This window comes from Rhodococcus sp. NPDC056960 (genome assembly GCF_042674125.1).
Lineage (GTDB): Bacteria > Actinomycetota > Actinomycetes > Mycobacteriales > Mycobacteriaceae > Rhodococcus_F.
Genome location: NZ_JBHURF010000035.1, coordinates 53,654 through 78,086, shown reverse-complemented (window position 1 = coordinate 78,086; position 24,433 = coordinate 53,654). Strand labels below are relative to the sequence as shown.

The 24,433-nt window shown below is 66.8% G+C and carries 21 protein-coding genes; 6 read left to right on the top strand and 15 right to left on the bottom strand.

Annotation, left to right across the window (positions count from 1 at the left end; translation table 11 throughout):
* Positions 1-62: 62 nt before the first annotated feature.
* Entirely contained in the window at positions 63-959 is an 897-nt protein-coding gene (locus ACFTWF_RS38620; protein ID WP_378466352.1) for a phytanoyl-CoA dioxygenase family protein, read from the bottom strand.
* 469 nt (positions 960-1,428) lie between these two features.
* On the opposite strand from ACFTWF_RS38620, the gene ACFTWF_RS38615 reads away from it, so the two are divergent.
* Both ACFTWF_RS38615 and ACFTWF_RS38610 read left to right on the top strand, forming a co-directional pair.
* A complete protein-coding gene (locus tag ACFTWF_RS38615) occupies positions 1,429-2,883 on the top strand; it encodes an APC family permease (RefSeq protein WP_378466351.1) in 1,455 nt (484 codons plus the stop codon).
* A 32-nt stretch (positions 2,884-2,915) separates the two neighbouring features.
* On the top strand, positions 2,916-3,812 hold the full coding sequence (locus ACFTWF_RS38610) for an NAD(P)-binding domain-containing protein (RefSeq protein WP_378466350.1): 897 nt from the start codon (positions 2,916-2,918) through the stop codon (positions 3,810-3,812).
* A gap of 31 nt (positions 3,813-3,843) precedes the next feature.
* Here ACFTWF_RS38610 and ACFTWF_RS38605 read toward each other — a convergent pair whose 3' ends face one another.
* On the bottom strand, positions 3,844-4,434 hold the full coding sequence (locus tag ACFTWF_RS38605) for a TetR/AcrR family transcriptional regulator (protein WP_378466349.1): 591 nt from the start codon (positions 4,432-4,434) through the stop codon (positions 3,844-3,846).
* Between the two features lie 237 nt (positions 4,435-4,671).
* On the opposite strand from ACFTWF_RS38605, the gene ACFTWF_RS38600 reads away from it, so the two are divergent.
* Positions 4,672-5,283 carry a winged-helix domain-containing protein gene (locus ACFTWF_RS38600; protein ID WP_378466348.1) on the top strand — a complete coding sequence of 204 codons (612 nt, stop codon included), beginning with the start codon at positions 4,672-4,674 and terminating at the stop codon, positions 5,281-5,283.
* Positions 5,284-5,326: 43 nt separating this feature from the next.
* Here ACFTWF_RS38600 and ACFTWF_RS38595 read toward each other — a convergent pair whose 3' ends face one another.
* The 4 genes from ACFTWF_RS38595 to ACFTWF_RS38580 all read right to left on the bottom strand — a co-directional run bounded on the left by ACFTWF_RS38595 (position 5,327) and on the right by ACFTWF_RS38580 (position 11,380).
* A complete protein-coding gene (locus ACFTWF_RS38595; protein WP_378466347.1) occupies positions 5,327-8,536 on the bottom strand; it encodes a protein kinase in 3,210 nt (1,069 codons plus the stop codon).
* 161 nt (positions 8,537-8,697) lie between these two features.
* Positions 8,698-9,690 carry an amidohydrolase family protein gene (locus ACFTWF_RS38590; RefSeq protein WP_378466346.1) on the bottom strand — a complete coding sequence of 331 codons (993 nt, stop codon included), beginning with the start codon at positions 9,688-9,690 and terminating at the stop codon, positions 8,698-8,700.
* An 8-nt stretch (positions 9,691-9,698) separates the two neighbouring features.
* The gene (locus ACFTWF_RS38585; protein WP_378466345.1) at positions 9,699-10,802 is read right to left on the bottom strand and encodes an amidohydrolase family protein; all 1,104 of its coding nucleotides are present in this window, start codon (positions 10,800-10,802) and stop codon (positions 9,699-9,701) included.
* A gap of 134 nt (positions 10,803-10,936) precedes the next feature.
* Positions 10,937-11,380, bottom strand: a complete 444-nt coding sequence (locus tag ACFTWF_RS38580) for a nuclear transport factor 2 family protein (RefSeq protein WP_378466344.1) — start codon at positions 11,378-11,380, stop codon at positions 10,937-10,939.
* A 134-nt stretch (positions 11,381-11,514) separates the two neighbouring features.
* On the opposite strand from ACFTWF_RS38580, the gene ACFTWF_RS38575 reads away from it, so the two are divergent.
* Complete coding sequence (locus ACFTWF_RS38575; protein ID WP_378466343.1) at positions 11,515-12,402, top strand: LysR substrate-binding domain-containing protein; 888 nt, start codon at positions 11,515-11,517, stop codon at positions 12,400-12,402.
* 56 nt (positions 12,403-12,458) lie between these two features.
* Here ACFTWF_RS38575 and ACFTWF_RS38570 read toward each other — a convergent pair whose 3' ends face one another.
* The 8 genes from ACFTWF_RS38570 to ACFTWF_RS38535 form a co-directional block, all read right to left on the bottom strand.
* Positions 12,459-12,866: a nuclear transport factor 2 family protein gene (locus ACFTWF_RS38570; protein ID WP_378466342.1), complete on the bottom strand. Its 408-nt coding sequence runs from the start codon at positions 12,864-12,866 to the stop codon at positions 12,459-12,461.
* Positions 12,863-13,138: a hypothetical protein gene (locus tag ACFTWF_RS38565; protein ID WP_378466341.1), complete on the bottom strand. Its 276-nt coding sequence runs from the start codon at positions 13,136-13,138 to the stop codon at positions 12,863-12,865. Before ACFTWF_RS38565 ends, ACFTWF_RS38570 begins: the two co-directional genes overlap by 4 nt.
* 44 nt (positions 13,139-13,182) lie before the next feature.
* The gene (locus ACFTWF_RS38560) at positions 13,183-13,674 is read right to left on the bottom strand and encodes a hypothetical protein (RefSeq protein WP_378466340.1); all 492 of its coding nucleotides are present in this window, start codon (positions 13,672-13,674) and stop codon (positions 13,183-13,185) included.
* A 23-nt stretch (positions 13,675-13,697) separates the two neighbouring features.
* Complete coding sequence (locus ACFTWF_RS38555) at positions 13,698-14,612, bottom strand: alpha/beta fold hydrolase (protein WP_378466339.1); 915 nt, start codon at positions 14,610-14,612, stop codon at positions 13,698-13,700.
* Between the two features lie 65 nt (positions 14,613-14,677).
* Positions 14,678-15,883, bottom strand: a complete 1,206-nt coding sequence (locus ACFTWF_RS38550) for an oxidoreductase (RefSeq protein WP_378466338.1) — start codon at positions 15,881-15,883, stop codon at positions 14,678-14,680.
* Between the two features lie 60 nt (positions 15,884-15,943).
* Complete coding sequence (locus tag ACFTWF_RS38545; RefSeq protein WP_378466337.1) at positions 15,944-16,513, bottom strand: flavin reductase family protein; 570 nt, start codon at positions 16,511-16,513, stop codon at positions 15,944-15,946.
* A gap of 32 nt (positions 16,514-16,545) precedes the next feature.
* Complete coding sequence (locus ACFTWF_RS38540; RefSeq protein ID WP_378466336.1) at positions 16,546-17,118, bottom strand: VOC family protein; 573 nt, start codon at positions 17,116-17,118, stop codon at positions 16,546-16,548.
* 285 nt (positions 17,119-17,403) lie between these two features.
* Entirely contained in the window at positions 17,404-18,426 is a 1,023-nt protein-coding gene (locus ACFTWF_RS38535) for an AraC family transcriptional regulator (RefSeq protein ID WP_378466335.1), read from the bottom strand.
* Positions 18,427-18,663: 237 nt separating this feature from the next.
* Here ACFTWF_RS38535 and ACFTWF_RS38530 point away from each other — a divergent pair, with 237 nt between their 5' ends.
* A complete protein-coding gene (locus ACFTWF_RS38530; protein WP_378466334.1) occupies positions 18,664-19,539 on the top strand; it encodes a fumarylacetoacetate hydrolase family protein in 876 nt (291 codons plus the stop codon).
* A gap of 72 nt (positions 19,540-19,611) precedes the next feature.
* Here ACFTWF_RS38530 and ACFTWF_RS38525 read toward each other — a convergent pair whose 3' ends face one another.
* Positions 19,612-21,456 (bottom strand): acetolactate synthase large subunit, encoded by a 1,845-nt coding sequence (locus tag ACFTWF_RS38525; RefSeq protein WP_378466333.1) that lies wholly within the window; start codon positions 21,454-21,456, stop codon positions 19,612-19,614.
* Positions 21,457-22,086: 630 nt separating this feature from the next.
* Here ACFTWF_RS38525 and ACFTWF_RS38520 point away from each other — a divergent pair.
* On the top strand, positions 22,087-24,423 hold the full coding sequence (locus ACFTWF_RS38520; protein WP_378466332.1) for a transketolase C-terminal domain-containing protein: 2,337 nt from the start codon (positions 22,087-22,089) through the stop codon (positions 24,421-24,423).
* Positions 24,424-24,433: the final 10 nt, after the last annotated feature.

Below are 24,433 nucleotides of genomic sequence, written 5' to 3'. Positions count from 1 at the left end.
CGGCGTGCAGTGATTGATCGCAGCGGCCACATCGGTGCCGATACTCGGTGGTCGACGCGAGCTCAGGAGGCGGCTCTGGCGCCCATGTTCACCTGCGCCGCGGAGTCGAATTCGTCTTCGAGCAGTACGTGCGGATCGCGCATCACCCCGTCGGTTTCGACCCATCCCATCGTCGGAGGGCAGGCCTCGTACCCGACGATCTTCTGGATGTCTTCGGGCAGCACGCGCGCCTCCTCGACCGGAATGGTCAGGTACTGGTTCTCCTCCTGACGCAGGTATCCGAGGTCCAGGCTCATGGTCAACCCGATCCGGGGATCATCGGTGCTGTTGGTCCCGCCGCCGTGGTACGTGCCGCCGATGAAGATGAGCGCCGAGCCGGCGCTCATCACCGTCGAGACGGCTTCGGACCGCCGGGGGGCGCGTTCGTCGTCCCACCGGTGGCTGCCGGGGATGACCAGGGTGCCGCCGTTCTCGGCCGTGAAATCACTGACGGCGACCATGATCTGCGCCCGCGCCTGCCGTCCGCCCTCCGGGTGGCGCCACTGCCACACCGAGTCGTCGCGGTGCAGCGGCTGGGCACCCTCACCGGGATAGATGGCGATGAGCTGGGTGACACCGACCTGGACCGTGGGAGTCACCTCGATTCGGTCCTCACCCAGCCAGATGTGCTCGGGAATGCACAGGAACCGCTCGGCCGTCTCGCGGTAGAGGGGATTGCGGACCACCGCATCGGCATACCGGGTGTGTTTGAAGATGCCGCCGAGGCGGCGAGTCCGGATGCCGGAGAACTCCTCGTCTACGCCGAACGGCAGGGCATCGACGACCGGACCCAGATCGGCCGTCAACCCGGCCAGCGTCGCCGGATCGAGAAAGTCGCGAATGATGACGCCACCGTCACGTTCGATGACGGCGACCACCTCGTCGACAGTGGCAGTGGGCTCGACAGTGGTGAGTTCCATGAGGATGTCCTAACGGATTGCGGGGGATGTCTCGAAGGCCAGTTCTGAGTCAACTGACACAGTTTGTGGATCTCTAGTGAAGGTACTCGCAGGGCCTGTTGTCAAGGGCGGTGCGGCAGGGAGCGTCGGCAAGCGTGCCGCTACGGAGAGTGCGAACTGTCGAATGTCACCACGTCAGTGACGGTATTTGGGCAGGAGAATCTGCGGACCTGCATCGTGGTGAACCGGGGTACTACAGGCAGTGAACGCAGCCGGCAACAATTTCGAACGTGGTATTGACCACTCGACGTCCTGCTGTCAGGATTAGTGTGTCGATTGACCAGAAAGTCACCGGGAGCGATGACCTACCCGTGGACTCTGGTTCCGACGCCCTTCGCTCCCTGCCGCCGCCCAGAGCCGCTCGCCTGCCTCCGCAGCCGATCACTGCGCGCGAATGCGGCGGCAGCCCTCATCTCTAGGAGTAACTGACATGGTCGACACTTCTTCCTCCGGCCCGGACGGCCGGGGCGCGGTGACCGATTCGCCGCACCTCGAGGGCGGTCACCTCGGCAGGGGCCCGCTGGTGTCGCTGTCCCTGGCTTCGTTCATTCCTGCAGTGGGGATGGCACTGTTGCCGATCCTGATGCTCAGCGCGGCCGGCCCGACCGCCTTCATGTCGGCACTGCTGACCGCGGTACTGGTCAGCTGTGTCGGCGTCTCGGTGATCACCTTCGCCCGTCGCTATGTGACGTCCGGATCGTTGTACTCGTACATCGGCGAAGTGTTCGGCTCGTGGGCGCGGTATCTCACCGCGGCGGCGCTGCTGGTCGGATACATCACCCAGGTCGCGGCGATCGCCGGCACGGTCGGCATCTTCAGCGGTAGCTTCCTCGCCTCGCGGGGAATGACCGGCGTTCTCGGTGTCGGCGTGCAGTCGGTCATCATCATCGGCGCGGTCACCGTGGCCGGCGCCGTTGCCTACCGCGGGCTCGACACCTCGGTCCGCGTGGCGGTGACCCTCGCCGTTCTGTCGATACCACTGATGCTCGTGATCACCGTCGCCAGCGCCGCCCACACCGGCCTCGCCCTCGGCACACAGTTCGACTTCGACGCCGCGACCCCCAGCGGCGTCCTGCTCGGTGTCGCTGCCGGTGCCGCGTGGCTGATCGGCTTCGAGAGCTGCACGTCCATGGCCGCCGAAACCAAGGACCCCCGCCGCAACGTGCCGTGGGCCGTGATGTCGGTTCCGGTCGTTCTCGGCGCGCTGTACGTGCTGTGCACCATCTTGCAGGTCCCCGGACTGCTCGCCGTCTCCGACCAGATCGCCGACGGTGTCTCCGCGCCGGCGGCCCTGGCGCTGGGTGCCGGACTGGGAACCGGAGTGGCAGAGGCAACCGACCTGGTACTCGCCGTCGCATGCTTCGCGGCCCTGATCGGGTTCGTCAATTACGGTGCCCGATGCGTCATGGCCGTCGCCGAAGACGGGCTTCTGCCTCCGGCGGCTGCGGCGGTTCATCCGCGCTTCCACAGCCCGCATCGGGCGACGGTGCTCATGTGCGTTCTCGGGGCCGCGGTGATGACCGTTCTGATCTTCCTCAGCGGCAGCATCACCAGTGCGTACACCATGGTGGCGGCGCTGATCGCCTACGCCTGGTGCGCGCCGTACGTCCTGATCTCGATCGGTGCCGTCGTGCTCACCGTCCGGCTGGGGGAGCGGAAGCCGTCCGTGGTGATCGCCTCGGTGGTCGGCGGGGCAGGTATCGCCTGGACCTATGTCACCGGTTGGATCACCCCACCCGCACCCCCCGCCGACTCCATGCGGTGGTTCGTGTTGGTCGCCCTCGCCGCGGCGTTGCTCGTCGTCGTGGCCAGCAGCCGGCGCAACCGGACGAGGTCCGGCGCTGCCGCCTCCGACGAGGCTGCGGTCGTAAGCCGATCTCGTTGACAAACATTGAATTAGAGAGGGAACAATCAATTATGAGTACCGAAACCGACCACGCTGCGGACGTCGCAGTTCTCGGCTGTGGACTTATGGGGTCCGCCCTGGCCTCGGCCCTCGCCGAGGCGGGTTACCGAGTGATCGTCTGGAATCGCACCGCGGCCAAGGCCGACGCGCTCCGCGGCGAGCGAATCGACGTCGCCCGCACCGTCGCCGAGGCGGCCTCGGCGGCACCGCTGCTCCTGGCGAGTGTGGGCACGTACGACGACGTCCACGACATGCTCGACGGAATCGACACTCTCGGCGGGCACACACTCGTCAACTTCACGACGGGCACTCCGGCGCAGGCAACCAGAACGCTGGAGTGGGCCGTCTCGCGTCGGCTCGCCTACCTCGACGCCGCGATCCTGGCCTACCCCCAGCACATCGGCACCGCCGACGGCCTGATCCTCGCCTCGGGACCCTCCCGGGACTGGAAGGCCCATTCCCAGATCCTCGGTGTGCTCGGCAACGTCCGGCACATCTCCGAACACGTCGACGCCGCCAACATCCTCGACGCATCGATGGTCGGCGCCTTCCACATCTCCGCGCTGACCGCGCTCATCGAGTCGGTGACCTTCGCGATCGACCGCGGCGTCTCGGCGACCGAACTTCGTGCCGTCACCGAGCACGTCCTCACACTGTTCATCCCGGTGGCCGCGGAAATCGTGCACAACATAGCCACGAATACCCACGACACCGACCAGGCCACCCTGGAGGTCTACAGTGCCGCGACCCGCAGCTTCGTCGACACCGTCAGCTCGGACGGCCACAGCGCCCGGATGGTGACCGCCGCGTCGGCGATGCTCGAAGAGGGGGAACGTGCCGGTTTAGGCTCCTCCGGAATCTCCGCGCTCCAACGCGTGTGCACGCCACGGCCGGCTGCGTCGATCTGACCGGCCGCGGTGGTCCGTCGGCGGCTGCAGGTCAGTGCACCAGCCGATGGGCCTCGGCCAGGCGCTCGAACGATTCGGCTGTCGTGTCGAGCAGATCCTCTCTGATTCCTTTGTGCCCGAACGCAACACCCTGGACGACCATCCCGTCGCCGTAGGCGGCGATCATCTTGGCGAAAAGCTCCACCAGGTTCGGATCGTCGTCGTCGCGCATTCCTTCGCGAAGCCGTTCGGCGAATACGTCGACGGCCATCTGGTACACCTTCGATGCCATCGAATCCTTCTGGCGGGCAATCCAGAAGACAAGTTCGACCTGGGCGCGCGCGAAGGTCGGCTCCCGGTCGATCCACGCCGCGAGTTGCCGCAACATCGAGGCCGCTGCTCGGCCGAGTCCGACGCCTGGGCGGATGTGCACGGCAGCCTCGAACTGGTCATTCGCCAGGCTCTCGAAGATGGCCACGATCAGCTCTTCCTTCGAACTGAAACAGTAGTGCAGGCGCGCGAGCGGCGACCCGGCGCGTTCGGCGATGCGGCGGGTCGTGGCTCCTTCGATCCCATGTTCGGCGACGACTTCGATCGCCGCCTGGATGAGCGCCCTGCGGCGTTCGTCCGCGGGCACACGCATAGGGTTCTCCGTTCCGGCCGCGATGCGGCCCGCCACCATAAAGGGACAACTGACTCACCAAGGGTGACACATCGGCACCGCTCTCGTCCACAACGCCGATGGATGCCGTCTCTCGATCGACCAACGATCGGCCCTTGAACTGGAAAAACTCGCGGAAGACGTATCGGAGGCGTCAATGTTCGACTCGAAGCCGATGCGCCACCAGGGTGGGTCGTGTGACTCACTGACGGGAGCCTGATGAATGCTGTAGACAGAACACCACCGCTGCCGAGCCTGAGCCCACCGGACATCGCCGTCATCGACGTGCGCGCCCGGGTACGCGACGGGCCTGCGATTATCCGAGAGATACGCGCCGCCCACCCCGCCACCGGAATCGTCGCGCTCGGCGAGTTCGGACCTCGCCACGACGAGAACACGGCCCGGTTCTTCGACGCCGGCGCCGACGACTGTCTCGACACCACGGTGTGTCCCGACGAACTGAAAGCACGATTACGCGCTCTGCTCAGACGGATCCGCCCGACCCGTGCCGTCCCGACCATCGCCGACCTGACCTTCCTCCCGCACGATCCCGGTTTCGCCCGCGGCGTCCGGACGCTCGATTATCGCGGACGTCGACTCACCCTCACCCGCACGGAGTACGAACTGATGCGTGTGCTCGTCCGCAACGCTGGGCGCGTCGTCAGCCGCGAACAATTACTGCGCGCGGTCTGGGGGTATCCCGCCGACGCGCGCACCAACGTGCTCAACATGTGCGTCAGCTCGCTCCGACGCAAACTCGAGGACCAGGGACAACCGCGCGTGATCCATACCGTGCGCAGGATCGGGTTCGTCCTGCGCCCCGAGACATGAAACCCGCCCGTAGTCGAGCATCCGCACCGATTCGGCACCGGCACTACGATTGCCGGTCTTCGACGACCCACGCCGCGACCTGGGCCCGCGAGGTGAATCCGAGTTTGGTGAGTATGTGTTCGACATGCCCTTGTGCGGTGCGAGGTGAGATCACGAGGCGGGCTGCAATGGCCTTGTTGGTCAGGCCTTCGGCGATCAGTTCCGCGACCTGCTGCTCGCGTTTGGTCAGCAGGGCTGAACCTGTCGGTGACGGGGGGCTCTCGCCGAGTGCGTAGCTGACGGCGGCAGCGAGATCCATTGCGCTGCCGTGCTGCCGGGCCGTGTCGAACACGTGCGGTTTGAGGATCCGGTGGGCGGTGCGTTCGCACTCTTCGTGGTACGCAAGCAAGTCGGGCACGAACACGGCAGAACTTCCGGCGGTGCGACCGAGCGTCTCCGCTGCTCCCATCAGAGTGACGGCACGTTTCGGGTCGTCGCTTCCGGCGATCCACGCGAAAACTTCGACGCAATTCGAACAGGCGACGGGGTCGTCGACGAGCCGAGCAAGCCGCAGACCCTCGTCCAGCAGTTCGACGGCACGGCTGTGGGCGCCCAGTCCGAATTGGGCAACGGCCATCGCCCACAACGCGTAGGACCGATAGACGGATTCACCGTGATCTTCCGTGATCGCGAGAACTTCCTCGTAGCAGCGGATGGCGCGGTCGGGTTCCTTGCCGAGCTGGTCCACCAATCCCAGCAGCGTGAGACACTCGATCCGGAGCGCGAGATCGTCTTCTAGTTGCCGGAATACGGTCAGTGCCCGCTGCAGACTCGACGCCGCCCGCGCGTGGTCACCGGCGAACAACCCGGAGATTCCGTCGGCATGGTCGGCGATCGCACGCGCTGTCGGGTCGGTGCACTGGTCGGCGAGGGTGCGCGCCTGCTCGGCGAGCGCGGCACCTCGGTGATGGTCTCCCTGCTGCTCGGCCATCAGGCAGTCGGCGTACAGCGCTCGGACATACGCGATGGTCGGACGCTGCGGATGCCGTGCGAGGAACTCGTCGAGCCAGCGTCGGGCCTCCGTGAGCAGTCCGCGGGAACCCCAGAATTGCATCAGGGGGGTGGCGATCTGCAAACCTGCTTCGGCATCGTCCTCGGTGAGGCTGAAGTCCATGGCGTCCCGGAGATTCGGCTGCTCCCAGCCGAGTCGAGCGATCCAGTCGAGTTGCCGGGGGCCGATGAACTCGCCCTCGGCGGTGCGGGCCAGCCGGCGGAACCAATCCCGGTGTCGACGACGCAATGCGTGGTAATCGCCCTCTTCGCGGGCCTTCTCCCGGCCGTAGGCGCGCAGGGTTTCGAGCAGTCGGAACCGGACCATGCCGCTGTGCTCTTCGCGGATCAGGATCGACTTGTCGACCAGCGAGGCCACCGAGTCCAGCACATCTGCCGGCTCCACGTTCTCCCCGCACACGAATTCCGCGGCATCCAGCTCGAAGCCGCCGGTGAACACCGACAATCGTGCCCACATCAGTTGCTCGGCGGGGGTGCACAGGTCGTAGCTCCAGTCGACACACAATCGGAGGGTCTGCTGACGCGACGGCGCGCCTCGGCTTCCGCGCGTCAACAGTGCATAACGGTCGGAGAGCCTCTGCAGGATCTGCTCGGGCGACATTGCGCGCAGCCGCGCGGCCGCGAGTTCGATCGGCAGAGGCAACCCGTCCAAGCGGTGACAGATGCGAGCGACCGCGGTCTTGTTGGCATCGGTCAACTCGAATGTCGAGACCGCCGTGGTCGCCCGTTCGGTGAACAGCGACACGGCGTCGTAGCGGGGGAGGCCCTGCAGTGCCGGCTCGTGGTCCGGGTCGGGGACGGTGAGCGGGGGCACGCGCAGAGTTGCCTCCCCGGCGGTCGCCAACGGCTCGCGGCTCGTCGCGAGGATGCGCACGTTCGGGTTCTGCCGCAGCAGGATTGTGGCGAGGTCGGCCACGGCGTCCACTACCTGCTCGCAGTTGTCCAGGATCAGTAGCACTTCGCGCGACGACAGAAAGTCCAGCACCGTCTCGCGTAACGACCGGTCGGGTTGGTCGCGCAAGCCGAGCGTCGAGGCCACCACGTCGACGAGCCGGGACGGGGTGTGGACCTCGTCGAGCTCGATGAGCCATGCGCCGTCGGCGAATTCTCGTTGGATGTTCGACGCAACGCGCAGTGCGAGCCGGGTTTTCCCGACCCCGCCGATGCCGACCAGCGTCAGCAGTCGGGACGACGCCAGCAGGCTCTTCGCCTCGTTGATTTCGTGCCGGCGTCCGACGAAACTGGACAGATCCAGGGGGAGGTTTCCCTTCGCGCCGTCCTGAGTGTCCGGGTGAATCTGCCTGTGCAACATCGGTTCCTGTCCCGCCGGCACTCCGCGACGACGTTGGATCTCACGAAGGTCGTCAGACAAGGCCTGGGCGGACGGGTGCCGGTCCTCGGGGCGGGCGGACATTGCCCGCTCGATGACGGCAGCGACGTCGTCGGGAATGCCGTGCTCTCGGGGATCCGGTGCGGATTCGGTGGTGATGCGGACGAACTGGGCCACCAATTGCTCGCCGCTGCGCCGTTCGAACGCGGCGTGCCCGGTGAGCGCGCAGAACAGGGTGGCCCCGAGTCCGTAGACATCGGAGGCCGGGCTCGGGGCGGCGCCGCCGAGGACCTCGGGTGCAGTGAACGCAGGGGAACCGGTCACGATTCCCGTCACGGTCTCGAACCCGCCCGTGATGTGCGCAATACCGAAATCCGTCAGCGCGGGTTCACCGTAGTCGGTGAGGAGGACATTCGCGGGTTTGACGTCACGGTGGACGATTCCGCGATCGTGGGCGGCCTCCAGCGCGCCGGCCAGCTTTACCCCGAGCTGCAACACGTCGTCCAGCGGCAGCGGTCCGTGCTGCCGGATACGTGCATCCAGCGAGCCCTGGGGGTGGTACGGCATGACGATGAATGGTTCGCCGCTCTTCGTGACACCGACCTGCAGGACGTTGACAATGTTCGGGTGGCCGGTGAGGCGACCCATCGCGCGCTGCTCCCGAAGGAAACGCTCGCGATTCTCGGCCGACAGACTGTCGGTGAGCACCTTCACGGCGACCGTCCGGTCGAGCGAAACCTCGGTGCATCGGTACACGACACCGAAACCACCGCGCCCGATCTCCTCGGCGTCGTCGAAACCGTCAGTGTGCAGCGCCGAGGCCACCGAGGGGGTCGCATCGCGCTGAGTCTCGAACGGATCGATATCGGCCATCGCTGTTCGATTCAGGTCCGCGACACGTTCGACGAATTCAGCACCATAACCCTCTCGGCGATGTAGTCCCAGGATATCGCTCAGCGGGCCAGTCCACGGCGGCTTCACCGGGCCGGAGTGGCGGTCTTCATTCGGGCGTGAAACATTCTTACGTGGCCGGGTCAGAGGCCGAGCAGTTTCTCGGTGTTCTGGTGGGCGATCTGATGTTTCGCTTCGTCGGGGAGGTTCGCCTCGTCGAGGAAGGCGACGGCGCCGTCGTTGCCGACGAAGGGGTAGTCGACGGAGTAGAGGATGCGGTCGACGCCGAGGGTTTCGACGCAGTACTGCAGTTGCGCCTGGTTGAACATGCCGGACGGGGTGATGTAGACGTTCTCGCGAACGTAGTCGGAGATGGTGCGGTCGAGATTCGTCAGGGCCTGAGGCAGGGCTTCGTCGAGCCGGTCGAGGTAGAACGGGATCATTTCGCCCCAATGCCCGAGGATGAATTGCAGGTTCGGGTATCGGTCGAGGACTCCGGAGAGCACGAGGTGCAGAAAGTGGACGGCGGTTTCCTGGTGCCAGCCCCAGGCGCTGGTCTGCAGCCGCGCGGTGACCAGCGGCGCGAGGCCGGCGTAGTTGGAGTCGGAGGTTTCGCGGGGCGGCACCGCCGGGTGTAGGTAGATCGGCACGTCGCGGGCGGCGGCGGTGGCCAGGATCGGGTCGAAGCGGGGTGCGTCGAGGAATTCGCCTTCGGTTCGGCCGTTGATCATGGTGCCGACGAATCCGAGGTCGTCGACGCAACGGGCGAGTTCGGTGGCGGCCGCGTCGGGGGCGGTGGTCGGTAGGGCGGCGAAAGCAGCGAAGCGGTCCGGGTGAGCGCGGACGGCAGCCGCGGCGGTGTCGTTGGCGACGCGGACCAGATCCGGTGCCACATCTGCCGGGACCTGCTGGGTGGTCAGGCACGACAGGACCTGCATGCTGATGCCGTGGGCGTCCATGTCGGCGATCCGGCCTTCGCCGAGATCCTGCAGTACCTGCGCGGAGGGTGTGTAGCTGAGCCCGCTGGCAGGATCGTAGGCGGCCGCGAAATCAGGGCTCAGTTCCCGGGCGAGGGGGGCGCCGGCGGCGGCGATCGCAGGGTCGAGGTAGTGCTCTTCGAGGGTGATGATCCTCATGGGTGCTCCTAGACGGTGGCGGATCTGTGAACGGATACTCCGGCGACATGGACGGCGCGGATGTTGCGGGTGGCGGTCACCGAGACGGTGGGATCGCCGTCGACGAGCAGCAGGTCCGAACGCAGCCCGGGACGGATGCGGCCGCGGTCGGATAGGCCGAACACGTCGGCGGTCCGGCTGGTCGCCGCGCGGAGCGCGTCTGTCGGGGTCAGTCCGGCGTCGACGAGCAGTGCGAGTTCGTGGTGCAAGCTTGTCCCGTGTTCGACCTGGGTGGGGGCACCGGGTTCGGTGTTGGCGTCCGTGCCCGCCAGCACGGTGACGCCTTCCTGCTGCAGTGCGGTCACGCTGCGCAGCGATCCGGCGAACGCCTGCGCGTTGCCGTGCGCGGAGGCGATCCCTTCCATCAAGGTCAAGGTGGGGACGGCAACCGCGTTGTTGTCGACCATGCGTTGCACGGTGTCCACGTCCAGGGGCGGACCCAGCGGAATGTGGGTGAGAATGTCGGCCCCGGCGGCGAGTGCCATCGCGAAGGCACCGGGCGTGGCGGCATGTGCAATGACCTTCTTCGTGTGTGTGTGCGCTGCGTCCACGAGTGCGGTGAGGGTGGGCTGATCGGGTCCGCCGTCGCCGGGTGCCTCGGCCACGATCTTGATGTAGTCGGCGCCCTCGGCAACGCGGGCGTCGACGAATCGTGCTGCCTGGTCGGGGTTGGTGACCACGCCCTCTTCGGGAACGAATCGGGCATGGTTACCGGCAGGGCCGATCGCAGGCAGGCCGGGGCTGCGGAGGTCGGTGAGCCCCTCGCTGCCGGCGATGCCGCGGAGTGACGCGAGTTTCTCGGCCGGCCACGTGGCCATGTCGAGGCCGGTGGTCACGCCGAAGTTCGCGAGTTGCTTCAGAGTGTCGCGGCCGTGGAGGTGGATGTGTGCGTCGATCAGCCCGGGCAGCAGGGTGGCGCCGGAACCGTCGATGTCGGTGACGGTGTCGCGTTCACGGTCGGTGCCTGCGGGGTCGATGGCGAGAATGCCGGTGGTGTCGAAGGTGACGTCCTTGCGATCGGGGAGCAGCTGTTCCCCGTCGAACACGCGGACGTCGGTGATTCGGGTGGTCATTGCTTGTCCTCCAACCACAGCTGTGCTGACTGTTTGATGTCCGTTTCGAGATCGCTGCCCTTGGTGGCGAAAATGCCGGTGACGGGGAAGCCGCTCTTGTCGAGGAGATAGGCGAGGGCGGCATACTCTCGCGGCTACTTCGCGACGGTGTCGGCGTCGATATCGACGATCCCGCAGGGGAAGGTGAACGAGCCCATGTCGTAGATGCTGCGCCGGTCGACGATCTTCCAGGTGCCGCCGCGTTTTTCGAGGCGGTCGTAGAAGCGGTTGTGGCTCTGGCAGCCCAGTTCCAATTTCCCGTTCTCGGCGACCACGATCGCGTTGGTCTCGGCGACCGCTCGGTCGCCGTGGAATGTCACGGTTGGCGCGGTGATCACGTGCTTGGTTCTCAGGTCGGAGGCACCCATGCGAGCGGAGGCGTCGACGAAGTCGGTGAACAGTCCTCGGAACCAGGTGATTTCGATGACGCCGTCCGGGTGGAAGAGTTCCCGCATCGAATCCCACTGAGCGAGGTCGCGGCGCATCCAGCCGGTCATGAGGTCGTCGATCGCTCGTCGGTCGGCGAGGTAGGAATCCATTATTCTCTTCGCTTTCGTGCCGTAGGGGACCCGAGGTTTCGGCGGTCCTGTTTCAGCGTGCTCCCCAGTTGTCATCATTACAATGAGAAAGATCTGACTGATTGATCATCAGAAGTGATGAGTGGTGGTGTGCGGTGGAATTGCGTCATCTGCGGTACTTCGTGGCGGTCGCCGAGGAGCGGCATTTCGGCCGTGCCGCGGAGCGGCTGCATGTGGTGCAGCCGACGCTGAGCATGCAGGTTCGGGCGCTCGAGAAGGAACTGGGTGGTCCGTTGTTCGTGCGGACGAGCCGCCGCGTCGAGTTGACCGAGGCCGGCACCGCCTTCCTGGTCGAGGCCCGGCGGGTGCTGGCCCAGGCCGAGTGGGCGAAGACGACGGCCCAGCGCTCCCTGCGCGGTGAGATCGGCTCCGTGCGTGTCGGTTTTGCGGGGGTCGCGGTTCTGATCGGGAAGCTCGGGCGGGACCTGGAGGTGTTCCACGAGCGCTATCCGCAGGCTCGGATCGAGGTGCGGGAGATGGTGCCGCGGGCGCAGGGGGAGGCAATCCTGGCCGGTGAACTGGACGTCGGGTACAGCCCGGGATTCGGGGCGGTGGCGCATCCGGACCTGCGTGCCGACCGCATCGGGACCGCGCCCCTGGTGGTGGCGATGTCGGAGCGGCACCGGCTCGCCGACCGGAAAACCGTGCCGCTCCGGGACGTGGCGGCGGAGCCGCTGCTGGTGTATTCGGAAGGCGGCGAGAATGATTCGACGGTCGACGACCTGCGGGCGCAACTCGGTGGGCCAACCCCCGACCACGTTCGGTACCTGCCGAGCACGCTCAGCGTGCTTGCCATGGCTTCCGCCGGCCTCGGTGTGGCGCTGGTTCCGGCGCAGACCGCGCACATCGCGATCCCGGGTCTGACGTTTCGTCCCCTGGAAGAATCGGGCATCGTCTCGGAGTTGCTGGTCCTGAGCCGGGCTGAGGAGACCAGCGGGGCGGCGCGAGCGTTGCTGGCAATCGCCCGCTCGGTGATCGAGTAACCGGGCGCAGCCCGCCGACGTCCCGGGCAGGTCGGGTGGGGTGCACGGCACGTCGATCAGGGCTCGGCCGGCATCGGAGTGGACTGGAACAGCTCGAGACGGATGCTGTCGTCGTATTTTCGCCAGACCGCGGTGGCGAGGGCATGGATCTGGCGCGGACCGGTGGGGAAGATCAGGTGCGCGTGCATGCGGTAGGTGAGCGCGACCGCCGATTCCAGAGCGGTCACGTGAGGATCTTCCGTGGTGACCGACGCATACCGGAATTGGCCGGCGGCCAGCTTCATCAGGTACTCGCGTTTGGTGTCGATCTCGCCCGAGGAGTGAATGTAGAGGGCGCCATCGGCGATCAGCGCATCCAGGGTGTCCAGGTCGCCATCGGTCATCGCCACGAGCCGGGCGCGTTCGGCTTCGAGAAACCCTGTCCGGTAGCCGGTGTCGCCGAATTCGGTCACGTGTCCGGTCACCGGGTCGACACCTGATCGCTGAACGGGGCATCGGACGGTCGGTTGCGGCACAATCCGGTGAGAGTCTCGCGGACTCCGTGGTCGAGACGGGTGTGGCCGTCGCGGAGGATCTCCGCCAGCCGTCGGTAGAACGTCGCAGGCGTGATCCCGAACTGGGGAAGGATGTATTCGTCACCGCTGTCGAACGGTGCCCAGCGCAGGGCGAATCCGATGATCTCGCGTGTCCCTCCGCTGGACCGGTATGGATGCTGTTCGGGCAATATCGTTGTCAAGGTGATCACCTCTGGAGGGTCAGGGTCGTGCTTTCAGGGGGTCGTTATGCTTCGGCGAGTCTCGGCGGTGTGGAACCGTCGGCAGAAGGGGTCGCCGACGCATGGCGGGCATACGCCTCCCGCACGGCGGGAAGCATCTCGGCAGCGGCAGACCGATCCGCCCGTTCGGTGACGAGACTGAGTATGTTGCCGCTGCGCCGGTCGGCGGGAACGTCGTCCCCGCGGGCGGCGATGAGGGCGTGGAAGTGCTTGTGGTTTTCCCCGAAGACCATCAGATAGGTTGCGGGGGCGCCGGTGACCTCGGTGACCGCTGCGGTCAGATCGCGCGCCCGGCGGCCGAGGGTGTCCAGTTCGGCGTCGTCGAGACCGGTGATGCGTTCGGCGTGCCGGCGGGCCCGCAGCACGAACCAGCCGGGCACCTCCATGCCGGTCACGATTTCCCCGGCCCACAGGTTGTCGCGGAAGACGGCCGCGTCCTGACCGGACTTCTCCTGGACGCACATCAGGCAGTCGGGATGGGTGGTGTTGTCGGACATGATTCTTCTTTCGAATCGGTGATTCAGAGTGCAGGAGCGGAGGCGTTGCGGCGCAGGCGCGTGGAGTCGGAGGTCAACGCACAGTCGAGGGCGAAGGCAAGCTGCCGCAGATGCAGAGCAGCGCCGGTGAGGTGATGGTCGAGGCAATGACCCACGCCTGGAACGATTTCGGACTCGACCCGGGGATTGTCGGAGAACTTCGACAGGAAGAGTTCGCGGGCGTCGGCGGAGGAGTCCCAGAGTGCGTCGAATTCGGCGAGGGCATGGTGAACCGGGACCTCGACGGCGGCCGCGACAGGGTCGAGCCGGGTGGCCGCCCACATCGGTGCGGCGGCCAATTCCACCATGGGAGCCGGAGCGTAGGATCGCCGTGCTGCCTCGACGGCCGAGGCGGTGTAGCTGTCTTCCGGTCCATACCACAGCTTTTCCCGCTCGGGTATCGGGACGTCCACGATCCCCTGCAGCGGTAGGGTGCCGAGTTCTTCGGCGGCGCCCTGTGTGGGGATGCGGGCACCCATCCCCGTGGCGGAGATTCCGAGGAGGTTCCAGTCGGGATGGCGGGCGGCGATCTCGAGGCCGACCATTCCGCCGATGGAGTGTCCCACGAGTATGACACCGGCAGCGTCCGGGTACGAAGCGAGAAGATATCCGATGGCGCCGTCGAGGAGTTCGGCTTGCCGGGCGAAGGTGTTCTCTGCTTCGTCGAGCAGGTCGCTGTCGCCGTAGCCGGGGCGGTCGATGGTGATCAGGTCGAATCCGTTGCGGTTGGCGATGTCCGCGAAAGATCCGGCTGCAGAGCCCGGCACGTCGAAGTACCGCCCGGTGTAGAGACCGCCGTGCAGGGCAACGAGCAAGGGGGCGTCTGGGTTCCGGTGCTCCGCAGGGTGCAGGTGTGCCGCGATGCGGCGGCCCTGCACGACGGTGCTGAGTGTGCGCATGAGGTCGTCTCCGTTCGGGCGAGGCGGTCGGTGTGTGGGCGGCCGCCTCGCCCTGGGTCGGGTGGTCAGATGAGAGGGGTGATCTGGTCGTCGCGGCCGAGGAGGGCCTTGCCGTAGACCTCGTAGTTGACCGCGGGAAGGGTGACCGCATGGCGTGCAGCGACGTTCGAGTCACGCCAGATGCGTTGCAGGGGGTTGGTTTCGCCGAAGCTGCCGGCGCCGTGTGCGGAGACGAGGATGTTGATGGCCTTGGTGATGTGGTCGAGGACCCAGCCGGTGTCGGCGCGGACACGGCTGCGGGCGATCACGTCGGGGTAGACGCCGCTTGCGGCGGCGGTGTCGATGTCGTCGGCGGCCCGGTAGGCGTGCAGGTGGGCCGTATCGACGAGCATCGCGGCCTCGGCGATCTGGAGCTGGAAGGCCACCGAGTCCGACTGGGCGGTGTAGAAGGTGTAGGAAATGGCCTTCGTGTCGGCTTTGGCCGTGACCAGTTCGAGTGCCTTGCGTCCCATGCCGAGCTGCGGTCCGGCGAGCACGAGCGAGAGCAGCGGAACGAACGCCGACCGGTACAGGATCTCGTCGGTGTGCTCGGTGGCGTAGTTCCCGCCGATCGCGGCGGGGACGGGAATGATGCGGTGATCGGGGACGAATACGTCGTCGGCGATCAGGCAGTTCGACCCGGAGGATTTCATACCGGCGACGAACCAGGTTTCCTCGAAACCGAGATCCGTGCGGGGGATCAGGGCCAGTCCCTGGTCGATCACCTCGCCGTCCGCGTTGGTGATCGGGATGCCCAGGACCGCCCAGCTCGCGTGCCAGGAGCCGGAGTTGTAGTACCAGCGGCCGGTCACCTTGAAGCCGCCGTCGACCTTGACTGCCTCCGAGGTCGGGGAGAGCACTCCGGACACCTTCGCATCAGGCGTGTCGGCCCAGACGTCGTCCTGTGCCTGTTCGGGGAACAGGCCGGTCAGCCAGGCGCAGACGTTGCAGAGGGTGACCACCCACGCGGTGCCGCCGTCGGCCTCGCCGACTGCGGCGGACACGTCGAGCATGGTGCGCATCGAGGTTTCGTAACCGCCGTAGCGGCGGGGCTGGGCGATCTTGAAGGCACCGGCGTCGGTGAGGGCGGTGATCGACTCCTCGACGACGCGGCGGTCCGCTTCTCCTTGCGCGGAGTTCTTCGCCAGCATCGGCTGCAGATCGCGGACGCGGCCGACGATCTCGTCGGCACTGGGGACGGTGGTGTGCGGGGCGTCGGTAACGGTAGTCATCGGAAATTCCTTCGAAGTTCAGGGACGGGGGAGGGCGGCCTTGCCGGACCGAGCGAGGCGTCAGTCCGGGGTGCAGGCGGTGATGTGGTCGATGATCGGGCGGCGGGGGCGTTCGGTGAACCGGGAGTGGGTGCCGAAGGTGCGATTGGCGTAGACCAGTGGCGGCCGTTCGACGTTGCAGGCCTTGGTGACCAGCCCGATCAGGAGTAGGTGGTCGCCGCCCTCGACGGTGTCGTACAGCTCGCAGGTCACCCAGCCGGCGGCATCGTCCAGGCGAGGAAGTCCGGTGTCGGTGCGCCAGGCCGTTCCGGTGAATCGTTCGCCGCCCGTTCCGCGGCTGGCGAAACGCATCGCGAGGTCCTCCTGCCCGTGGTGGAGCAGGTTGACCCCGAACCGGCCCGCGGCCACGATCCGGGCCAGCAGCGCCGACCGGCGGTCGAAGGCCACGGTGATCAGCGGCGGATCCTGGGACAGGGCTGCGAACGAACTCGCCGTCGCCCCGTGCGGGCCATCGCCGTCGGTGGTGGTCACGATCGTCACCGGCGCGCAGACCCGGGCCATCAGATCCCGGAAACGCTTCGGATCGATGCCGGACTCGGTGGTGGGCGCGATATCGGAGGTGGTGGTCATGATGGGCCTCCCCGGGTCGTGGGTGGGTCAGGTCAGTGGGCGCCGACGAGGACGGTCATCGGGTCGGGCAGATCGGCCTTCAGCGCCCAGGCACGGTTGGTGAGCTCGTCGACGGAGGCACCGCTGCGGCGGGCAACCAGCATCGCGTCGGGGTCGAACGCGGGCCCGACGGAGTCGCCGGCGTATTCGGGACCGTGCATGTACTCGGTGGCCTGCTCGGGTTCGGCGAAGTTGTCGATCTGCATCTCGACGAAGTTGCCGTCCGGGTCCTGGTAGTACAGCGAGGTGGTCACCCCGTGTGCGATGGATACGGCGGGCAACACGCCCTTCTCACGGAGCAGCTCATAGCGGTCGAGGAGGTCGTCGAGGTGGTCGAAGGTGTAGGCGACGTGATGCGCGGCCGCGGTGATCGGGCTCTTGCGTTCGAGCGGCATGGGCGGGGTCAGGAGGGCGACACGGTGATGTTCCTCGTCGAAGGTGATGAAGCACAACGCCTTGTCCTGATAGACGACGTGGCCGTCGAGGACGGCGCAGTAGAAGTCCCGCATTTCGGTGGGCTGGGCGGTCTGGAAGACGACATGCGCGAATTTCGGGGTTGCCGACATGGCGGTTCACTCTCCTGTGGAGGGGTGCGCAAAGCACCGTTGACTACGTGGGTGAATCGGGTGAGCTTGTCCGGCAACGAGTTCACGCGCATCCCCGGGGCCGAGACCCCTTCGGGGGCGATCGGTGACCTGAGACTGCCTCTTCGTTTCCTGTTACCTGGCTCACTTCCGGTTGAGATTCACGTTAGAGCCGGCGCAGGGGCCTGAATATCCGGTTTGCGCTACCGTTCGTCCAGTAGGCGAACCGGTGCAGAGAGCGTCGCCGACAGGGCAACGACGCCGTCGTCAGCTCTGGCGGGTGCCGAGGGTTCGCGAAGGAGTTTCGCCGAATTTCTGCTCGTAATACTGCGCGAACCGGCCGAGGTGGTTGAACCCCCACCGGAAAGCGACCTCACTCACCGTGCAGTCGGGGTCGCGTTCGAGTAGATCGGCCCGCACCCCGTCCAGCCGCAGATTGCGCACATACTCCGACGGGCTCATCTCGAACCGATCGAGGAACAGTTTTTGCAGTTGCCGCACGCCGACCCCGGCGGCCTCGGCCAGATCGGGGACAGTGTGCTGGGCCCCGGGTGCCGCCTGAAGCAGGTCGAGGACCTTGCGCACCGCTGCCGGATTGTCGGACTCCTCGCCGCTGCTGAGGATCGCTTCGCTCATCGAGTGCCCCTGATTGGCCAGCAACCCGCTGATCAGGGCACGTTCCAGGTGGCCGACCTGCGCGATCAGGGCGGGATCGGGCACCGGACCGGGGTCGGCGATCGTGTCGAGCAGGATCTGCAGCGTCGACGCCCACCGCCGGCCGGCGGGGGTGGTCAGGTCGAAACCGATGTCGAAGCGCACCCGCCCGTTCACCGGTCGGCCGAGGATCCGCCCGAGTTCCTGTTCGAGCGCGGCCCGATCGATCTTGATGCTGACCTGGGTGTTGTCGGCAGCCCAGCGGGACAGGAAGGTGTGCTCGCCGGGGGTATACACCGCCGCCCGCTGCGGAGTGGCGATCACTTTCTGCGGACCGCAGCTGGTATCGAGGGAACCCGACAGCGGAAGGTCGATGTGATAGCCGCAGACATCGCCCGGATCGATCAGGACATCGGCGCCGAAGCGGACGATGCCGACGGTCATGTGGGTCAGGCGTACCGCCAGCATCCGCGCATCCGACAACTGCTGAGTCCCACCGAGGATCTCGAGCCGGGCCGGATAATAGGCATCATTGATGCTGGCTCGGTACACGTCGAAATCATCGGTGGCGCAGAAGATCCCACTACGAGACCGGGCGGTCTCGTCGGTGAAGGCTGACGCCGGCACATCGACCATGGTTGATCCTTGCTTTCTGCTGTTCTCGGCCCATGATACGAGGCCGGTTGTGCTGGGGACCACCGTTGCAGTGGGGATACTTCGCGAGCCGGACGTTCCGGTGCGCGTATCGGATAGATCCACGGATATGTCTCCGCATAGGTTCGAGACGGCCATGACCTGGGTCACACTTTATAGCCCACTGTTCGAGGCATTGTCATCCGCCTCGGGCAGTACCACGACGAAATTGAGGATTTCATGCGGTTAGCCAATATCGACGATCGTGCCGCTCTGGTGGCCGGCGAGGCCGGAGCCGAACGGGCGGTGGACCTGGCCAACGCGTCACGGGGCCGATTCGGTCCCGCACTCGCCGACGTCTACCCGGTGTGGGACGAGGTCGTCGCGTGGGCGGCGGGCGAGGATCTGTCCACCCTCGCCCGGGATGGGGTCGCGATCGACCGGAGCAGGCTCGGGGCGCCGTCCCCCGCTCCACGGCAGGTGTTCGCCATCGGCCTGAACTACCACGATCATGCGGCCGAGTCCGGATTCGACTCACCCACGGCGCTGCCACCGGTGTTCACGAAGTACGTCTCCAGCTTCTCCGGGCCCGACAGTGAGGTGAGCATCCCGGCCGGGGGCAATGTCGACTGGGAGGTGGAGTTGGTCGTCGTCATCGGCCGCGAGACGAGGCACGTCGCCGTCGCCGACGCCTGGTCGCACGTGGCGGGTCTGACGGTGGGACAGGACATCTCCGAACGCATCTCGCAGCTGCGTGGCCCGGCAGCCCAGTTCGGTCTGGGGAAGTCCTTTGCCGGTTTCTCCCCGCAGGGGCCGTGGCTGGTGACCCCCGACGAGTTCGCCAACCCCGACGACCTGGAACTGGGTTGTGCCATCGACGGCGAGGAGGTCCAGAAGAGCCGCACCAGCGATCTGATCTTCCCGGTGCCGTCGGTGATCGCCGCCCTGTCGGAAACCGTGACCCTCTACCCCGGAGACGTCATCTTCACCGGCACTCCCGCCGGGGTGGGTGTCGGGCAGAAGCCGCCGCGCTTCCTGCAGCCGGGTGAGCAGCTGACCAGTTGGATCGACGGAATCGGCCAGCTGCACCAGAGGTTCGTCGCCGACCACCGGTAACCGGCACCCGCACACGCAGGTTCGCCCTGGGCGCTAGGCCCAGGGCGAAACTGCGTTGCAGTCGGGCGGAATTCACTCCTCCGTCGCGGCGGGTGCCTGCAGCGGAACGTATTCCGCTGCATCTTCGTCGTCGAAGAGGGGGCGGATGTCTTTGGCGGCCATGATCTCGTCGTTGCTCGCGCCGGCAGCGATCATCGGCCAGACGAGGGCGTCGTCGCTGACGACGAAGTCGATCACCACCGGTCGGTCGGTGATCGCCCGTGCCTGCGCGATGACGGTGTCGACGTCGTCCTCCCGTTCGCAGCGCAGGGCGACGCAGCCGAGGGCGTCGGCGAGTTTGACGAAGTCGGGTATCCGACGTGAGTGGGTGGCGAGGTCGATGCTGGAGTACCGTCCGTCGTAGTGGATGGCCTGGAGTTGCTTGACCATGCCGAGGTTGCCGTTGTTGATGACGGCCACCTTGATCGGAACGCCTTCGATCGCGGCGGTGGCGAGTTCCTGGTTGGTCATCTGGAAGCAGCCGTCGCCGTCGATCGCCCACACTTCGCGTTCGGGTGCAGCGATTTTCGCGCCGAGCGCGGCAGGGACGGCATATCCCATCGTGCCGAGGCCACCGGAATTCAGCCAGGTCCGTGGCTTGTCGAAGCCGATGAAATGCGCTGCCCACATCTGGTGCTGGCCGACACCCGAGACGTAGATAGCGTCGGGGCCCGCCGCCTTCCCGACAGCCTCGATGACCAGTTGCGGTGAGAGCATCCCGTCGGCCGGGCGGTCGTAGCTCACCGGATACGTGCGTCGCACTTCGTCCAGCGATGCCCGCCACCCGTCGAGATCCGGGGCGGCGTCGGGTTCGAGACGGAGGGCGTCGATGAGTGCGCGGACGATCTTCTTGCAGTCACCGACGATGGGGATATCCACCTCCCGGTTCTTGCCGATCTCGGCGGGGTCGATGTCGGCGTGAATGACCCGCGCGTTCGGGGCGAAGGACGCGGCGTGCCCGGTGACGCGGTCGTCGAACCGTGCGCCGAGGGTGATCAGCAGGTCGCTGCGCTGCAACGCGGCGACGGCGGCCACGGTGCCGTGCATGCCCGGCATGCCGTAGTGCAACCGATGGCTGTCGGGGAAGGCACCGAGCGCCATCAGTGTGGTGACGACGGGAATGCCGGTGAGTTCGGCGAGTTCACGCAATTCGGTTGCGGCACCGGCCTTGATCACGCCGCCGCCGACGTAGAGCACCGGGGCGGTCGCGGAGTTGATCAGCGCGGCGGCGGCGCGGATCTGCTTGCTGTGCGGTGTAGTGGTAGGGCGGTAGCCGGGCAGACGCTGCTCCGGTGGCCACGAGAATGTGGTCTGCGCTTGCAGAACGTCCTTGGGGATGTCGACGAGCACCGCGCCGGGCCGACCGCTCGACGCGATGTGGAAGGCCTCGGCGATGGTTCGGGGAATGTCCGCGGGGTCGGTGACCAGGAAGTTGTGTTTGGTGATCGGCATGGTGATGCCGCAGATGTCGGCTTCCTGGAAGGCGTCGGTGCCGATGAGCCCGCGGCCGACCTGCCCGGTAATCGCGACGACAGGGACGGAGTCCATCTGCGCGTCGGCGAGCGGGGTCACGAGGTTGGTGGCGCCGGGGCCGGAGGTGGCCATGCAGACGCCGACCTTGCCGGTGGCTTGGGCGTAACCGGTGGCGGCGTGCCCTGCGCCCTGCTCGTGGCGGACCAGCACATGCCGCGCGCGGGTCGATTCCAGCAGGGGGTCGTAGACGGGCAGGATCGCGCCGCCGGGAATGCCGAACACGCAGTCGACGTCGAGTTCTTCGAGGGACCGCACGACGGCCTGCGCTCCGGTGACGCGTTCGGGCAGTTGTCGGATCTCGGCGTGGGTTTGCTGTTCCTCACGGAGTCGGGTGGGTGCACTCACGGGAATGTCCTCTGGATCTGGTTCGGCTGTCGAATCGGCACAGCCTGGCGAAGGAGCAGATTTCTGGCTTCGCGGCCTGCCGGACATCCTCGGGATCGGAGGATGGTGCGCAAGGAAGGTGAAGTGCTCGCGGATGGGTGAGCACGGGTGTCGAGTGAATCACGAACGTCGCCTGACGGCAATCGGCGCCAATCGGTTTCAGCAATCTGCGCGTGATCGTGGCATCGAGGCGCTTGATCGTGGGCAGAATGCTGAACTTCTGCGGTCGGTATTGCGGGAAATGTCTGCCGGTGGTCGACTGTTGCGGAGATCTGCACACGGATCTCGTTCTGCCGACGGTGACCACCTCTCCGCCTCGCTCACGACCTGGGCACCCGCGGAATCACCGGCCGCTTGTGGGTTCTCGACGTAACCCTCAGACAACGATCGAATGGTGGACACAGTTCGTCTAGTGGACGGCTCGTAACGCAAACCGGCTAGTCGCGGCAGGGGGCCGCCCCTACCGTAAACCTCTAGCGTGATCTGGATAACAAGGCGTCGAGTAGACCGCACCACGCTGAAACCTTCTACCGCCCAAAGAATATCGATACACACCCACAGCCCCACCGATCTTCAGCCAGGAAGTGACCCATGACCGCGACGACTTCGTCCGCCGATACGCACGCCCCGACCGCCGGTGACAACTCGGAAACGCTCCGTGAGATCGAGCAGCGCGTGCTCTGGCTCTCGACGGCGATGATCCACCACGCCAACCGGGTTCGCCCGAACCCGTCGGGCCTGAAGGTGGGTGGGCATCAGGCGTCGTGTGCGTCGATGGTGTCGATCATGACGTCGCTGTGGTTCGAGCAGCTGCGCCCGGGGGATCGGGTGTCGGTGAAACCGCACGCGTCCCCGGTGCTGCACGGCATCAACTACCTGCTCGGTGAGCTGGACGAGAAGTACCTGACGACGCTGCGTGAATTCGGTGGGTTGCAGTCGTACCCGTCCCGGATCAAGGACCCGGATCCGGTGGACTATTCGACCGGGTCGGTCGGCATCGGGGCGACGGCCCCGATCTGGGGTGCGATCGCCCGCCGGTACGTGAACACCCAGATCGGTTCGGCGGGGACGGGCCGGCAGTACTCCCTGGTGGGGGACGCGGAGTTGGACGAGGGCGCGGTGTGGGAGGCGATCCTCGATCACTCGGTCGCCGAACTCGGGGAGATCGTGTGGATCGTCGACCTGAACCGGCAGTCCCTGGACCGGGTGGTGCCGAACATCGCCGCCGGCCGCCTCGAGTCGATGTTCTCCGCGGCCGGGTGGCAGGTGCTGACGGTGAAGTTCGGGACCCTGCTCGAGTCGCTGTTCACCCGCGCGGGCGGACCGGCGCTGCGCACCCGGATCCTGGACATGCCCAACCCCGAGTATCAGCGGCTGCTGCGCTGTACCGCCGCCCAGGTCCGGGACCGGTTGCCCGGCGACGGGCCCGATGCGGCGGCGATCGCGGCCCTGATCGCCGGGTTGGACGACGAGACGTTGCTGGCGGCGATCCGTAACCTGGGCGGTCACGACCTGGACGCGCTGCGGGCGGCGTATGCGCAGATCGACGACACCCGCCCGACGGTGATCATCGCCTACACCATCAAGGGCCGCGGCCTGCCGACGCAGGGGCACCCGCAGAACCACTCCTCGCTGCTCACGGTGGAGCAGTATCAGCAGTTGGCGGCGGAGTTGGGGATGGACCCGAATCATCCGTGGGCGCGGTTCGATGCCGATAGCACCGCCGGTCGTGTCTGTGCCGCCTCCGCCGAGTGGCTGCGGCGTGACCCGGTCGAACCGGCCACCCCACCCGCCGTGCCCGCCGACATCGGGCGCACCCCGTCCGGGACGTCCACCACCCAGGCCGCGTTGGGCCGGGCGCTGCTGGACCTGTCCCGGCAGGCCCCGGACGCCGCCAAACGCGTCGTCACCGTGTCCCCCGATGTCAGCTCGACCACCAACCTGGCTGGCTGGTTGAACAAGGTCGGGGTGTGGTCACCGCACGAGCGCCGCAACTGGTTCGACGACGACGCCGAGACGATCATGCACTGGCGGGAGAAGCCCACCGGGCAGCACATGGAACTGGGGATCGCGGAGACGAACCTGGTCGGGTTGATGGGCGAACTCGGGGCCACCTGGAGTCGGTGGGGTCAGCCGCTGTTCCCGATCGGGGTGATGTACGACCCGTTCGTCGAGCGGGCGCTGGAACCGTGGTCGTACGGGATCTATGCGGGCGGGCAGTCCATTCTGGTCGGCACCCCGTCCGGGGTGACGCTGGCCGCGGAGGGTGGGGCGCATCAGTCGATCAAGACCCCGTCGATCGGGCTGGAGCAGCCCGGGTGTGTGAGTTTCGAACCCGCGTTCGCGGTCGACACCGAGTGGGCCCTGCTGGACAGCATTTCCCGGTTGGGTCGCCCGGACGGGTCGTCGTCGTATCTGCGGCTCTCGACCCGCCCGGTCGATCAAACCCTCGCGAATGTGCCGTCGGATCCGGCGGCGCGGGAGCGTCGGCGCCGGCAGGTGGTCGCCGGGGCGTACACGTTGCGGCACGCGGACAGCCCGGCGGTGACGGTGGTGGGGATGGGGGCGATGATGCCCGAGACCCTGGCGGCCGCGGACCGGTTGGCGGAGCAGGGTATCGCCGCGGACGTCGTGTGCGTCACCAGCCCCGGACTGTTGTTCGAGGCGGTGCAGGCCCGCCGCGGCCTGGCGGACGGTCCGTCCTGGATCCTCGATCAGGTGTTCCCGGCGGAGCGGGCGGCGCCGATGGTGACCGTTCTGGACGGGCACCCGCACACCCTCGCGTTCCTGACCGGCATCAACCACGTCCGCGGTGCGGCGCTCGGGGTCAGCAGGTTCGGGCAGGTCGGGTCCCTCGACGACGTGTACCGGTACCACGGCATCGACACCGACAGCATCGTCCGCGCCGCACTCGACCTCGCCGACTGACCCAGAGAGA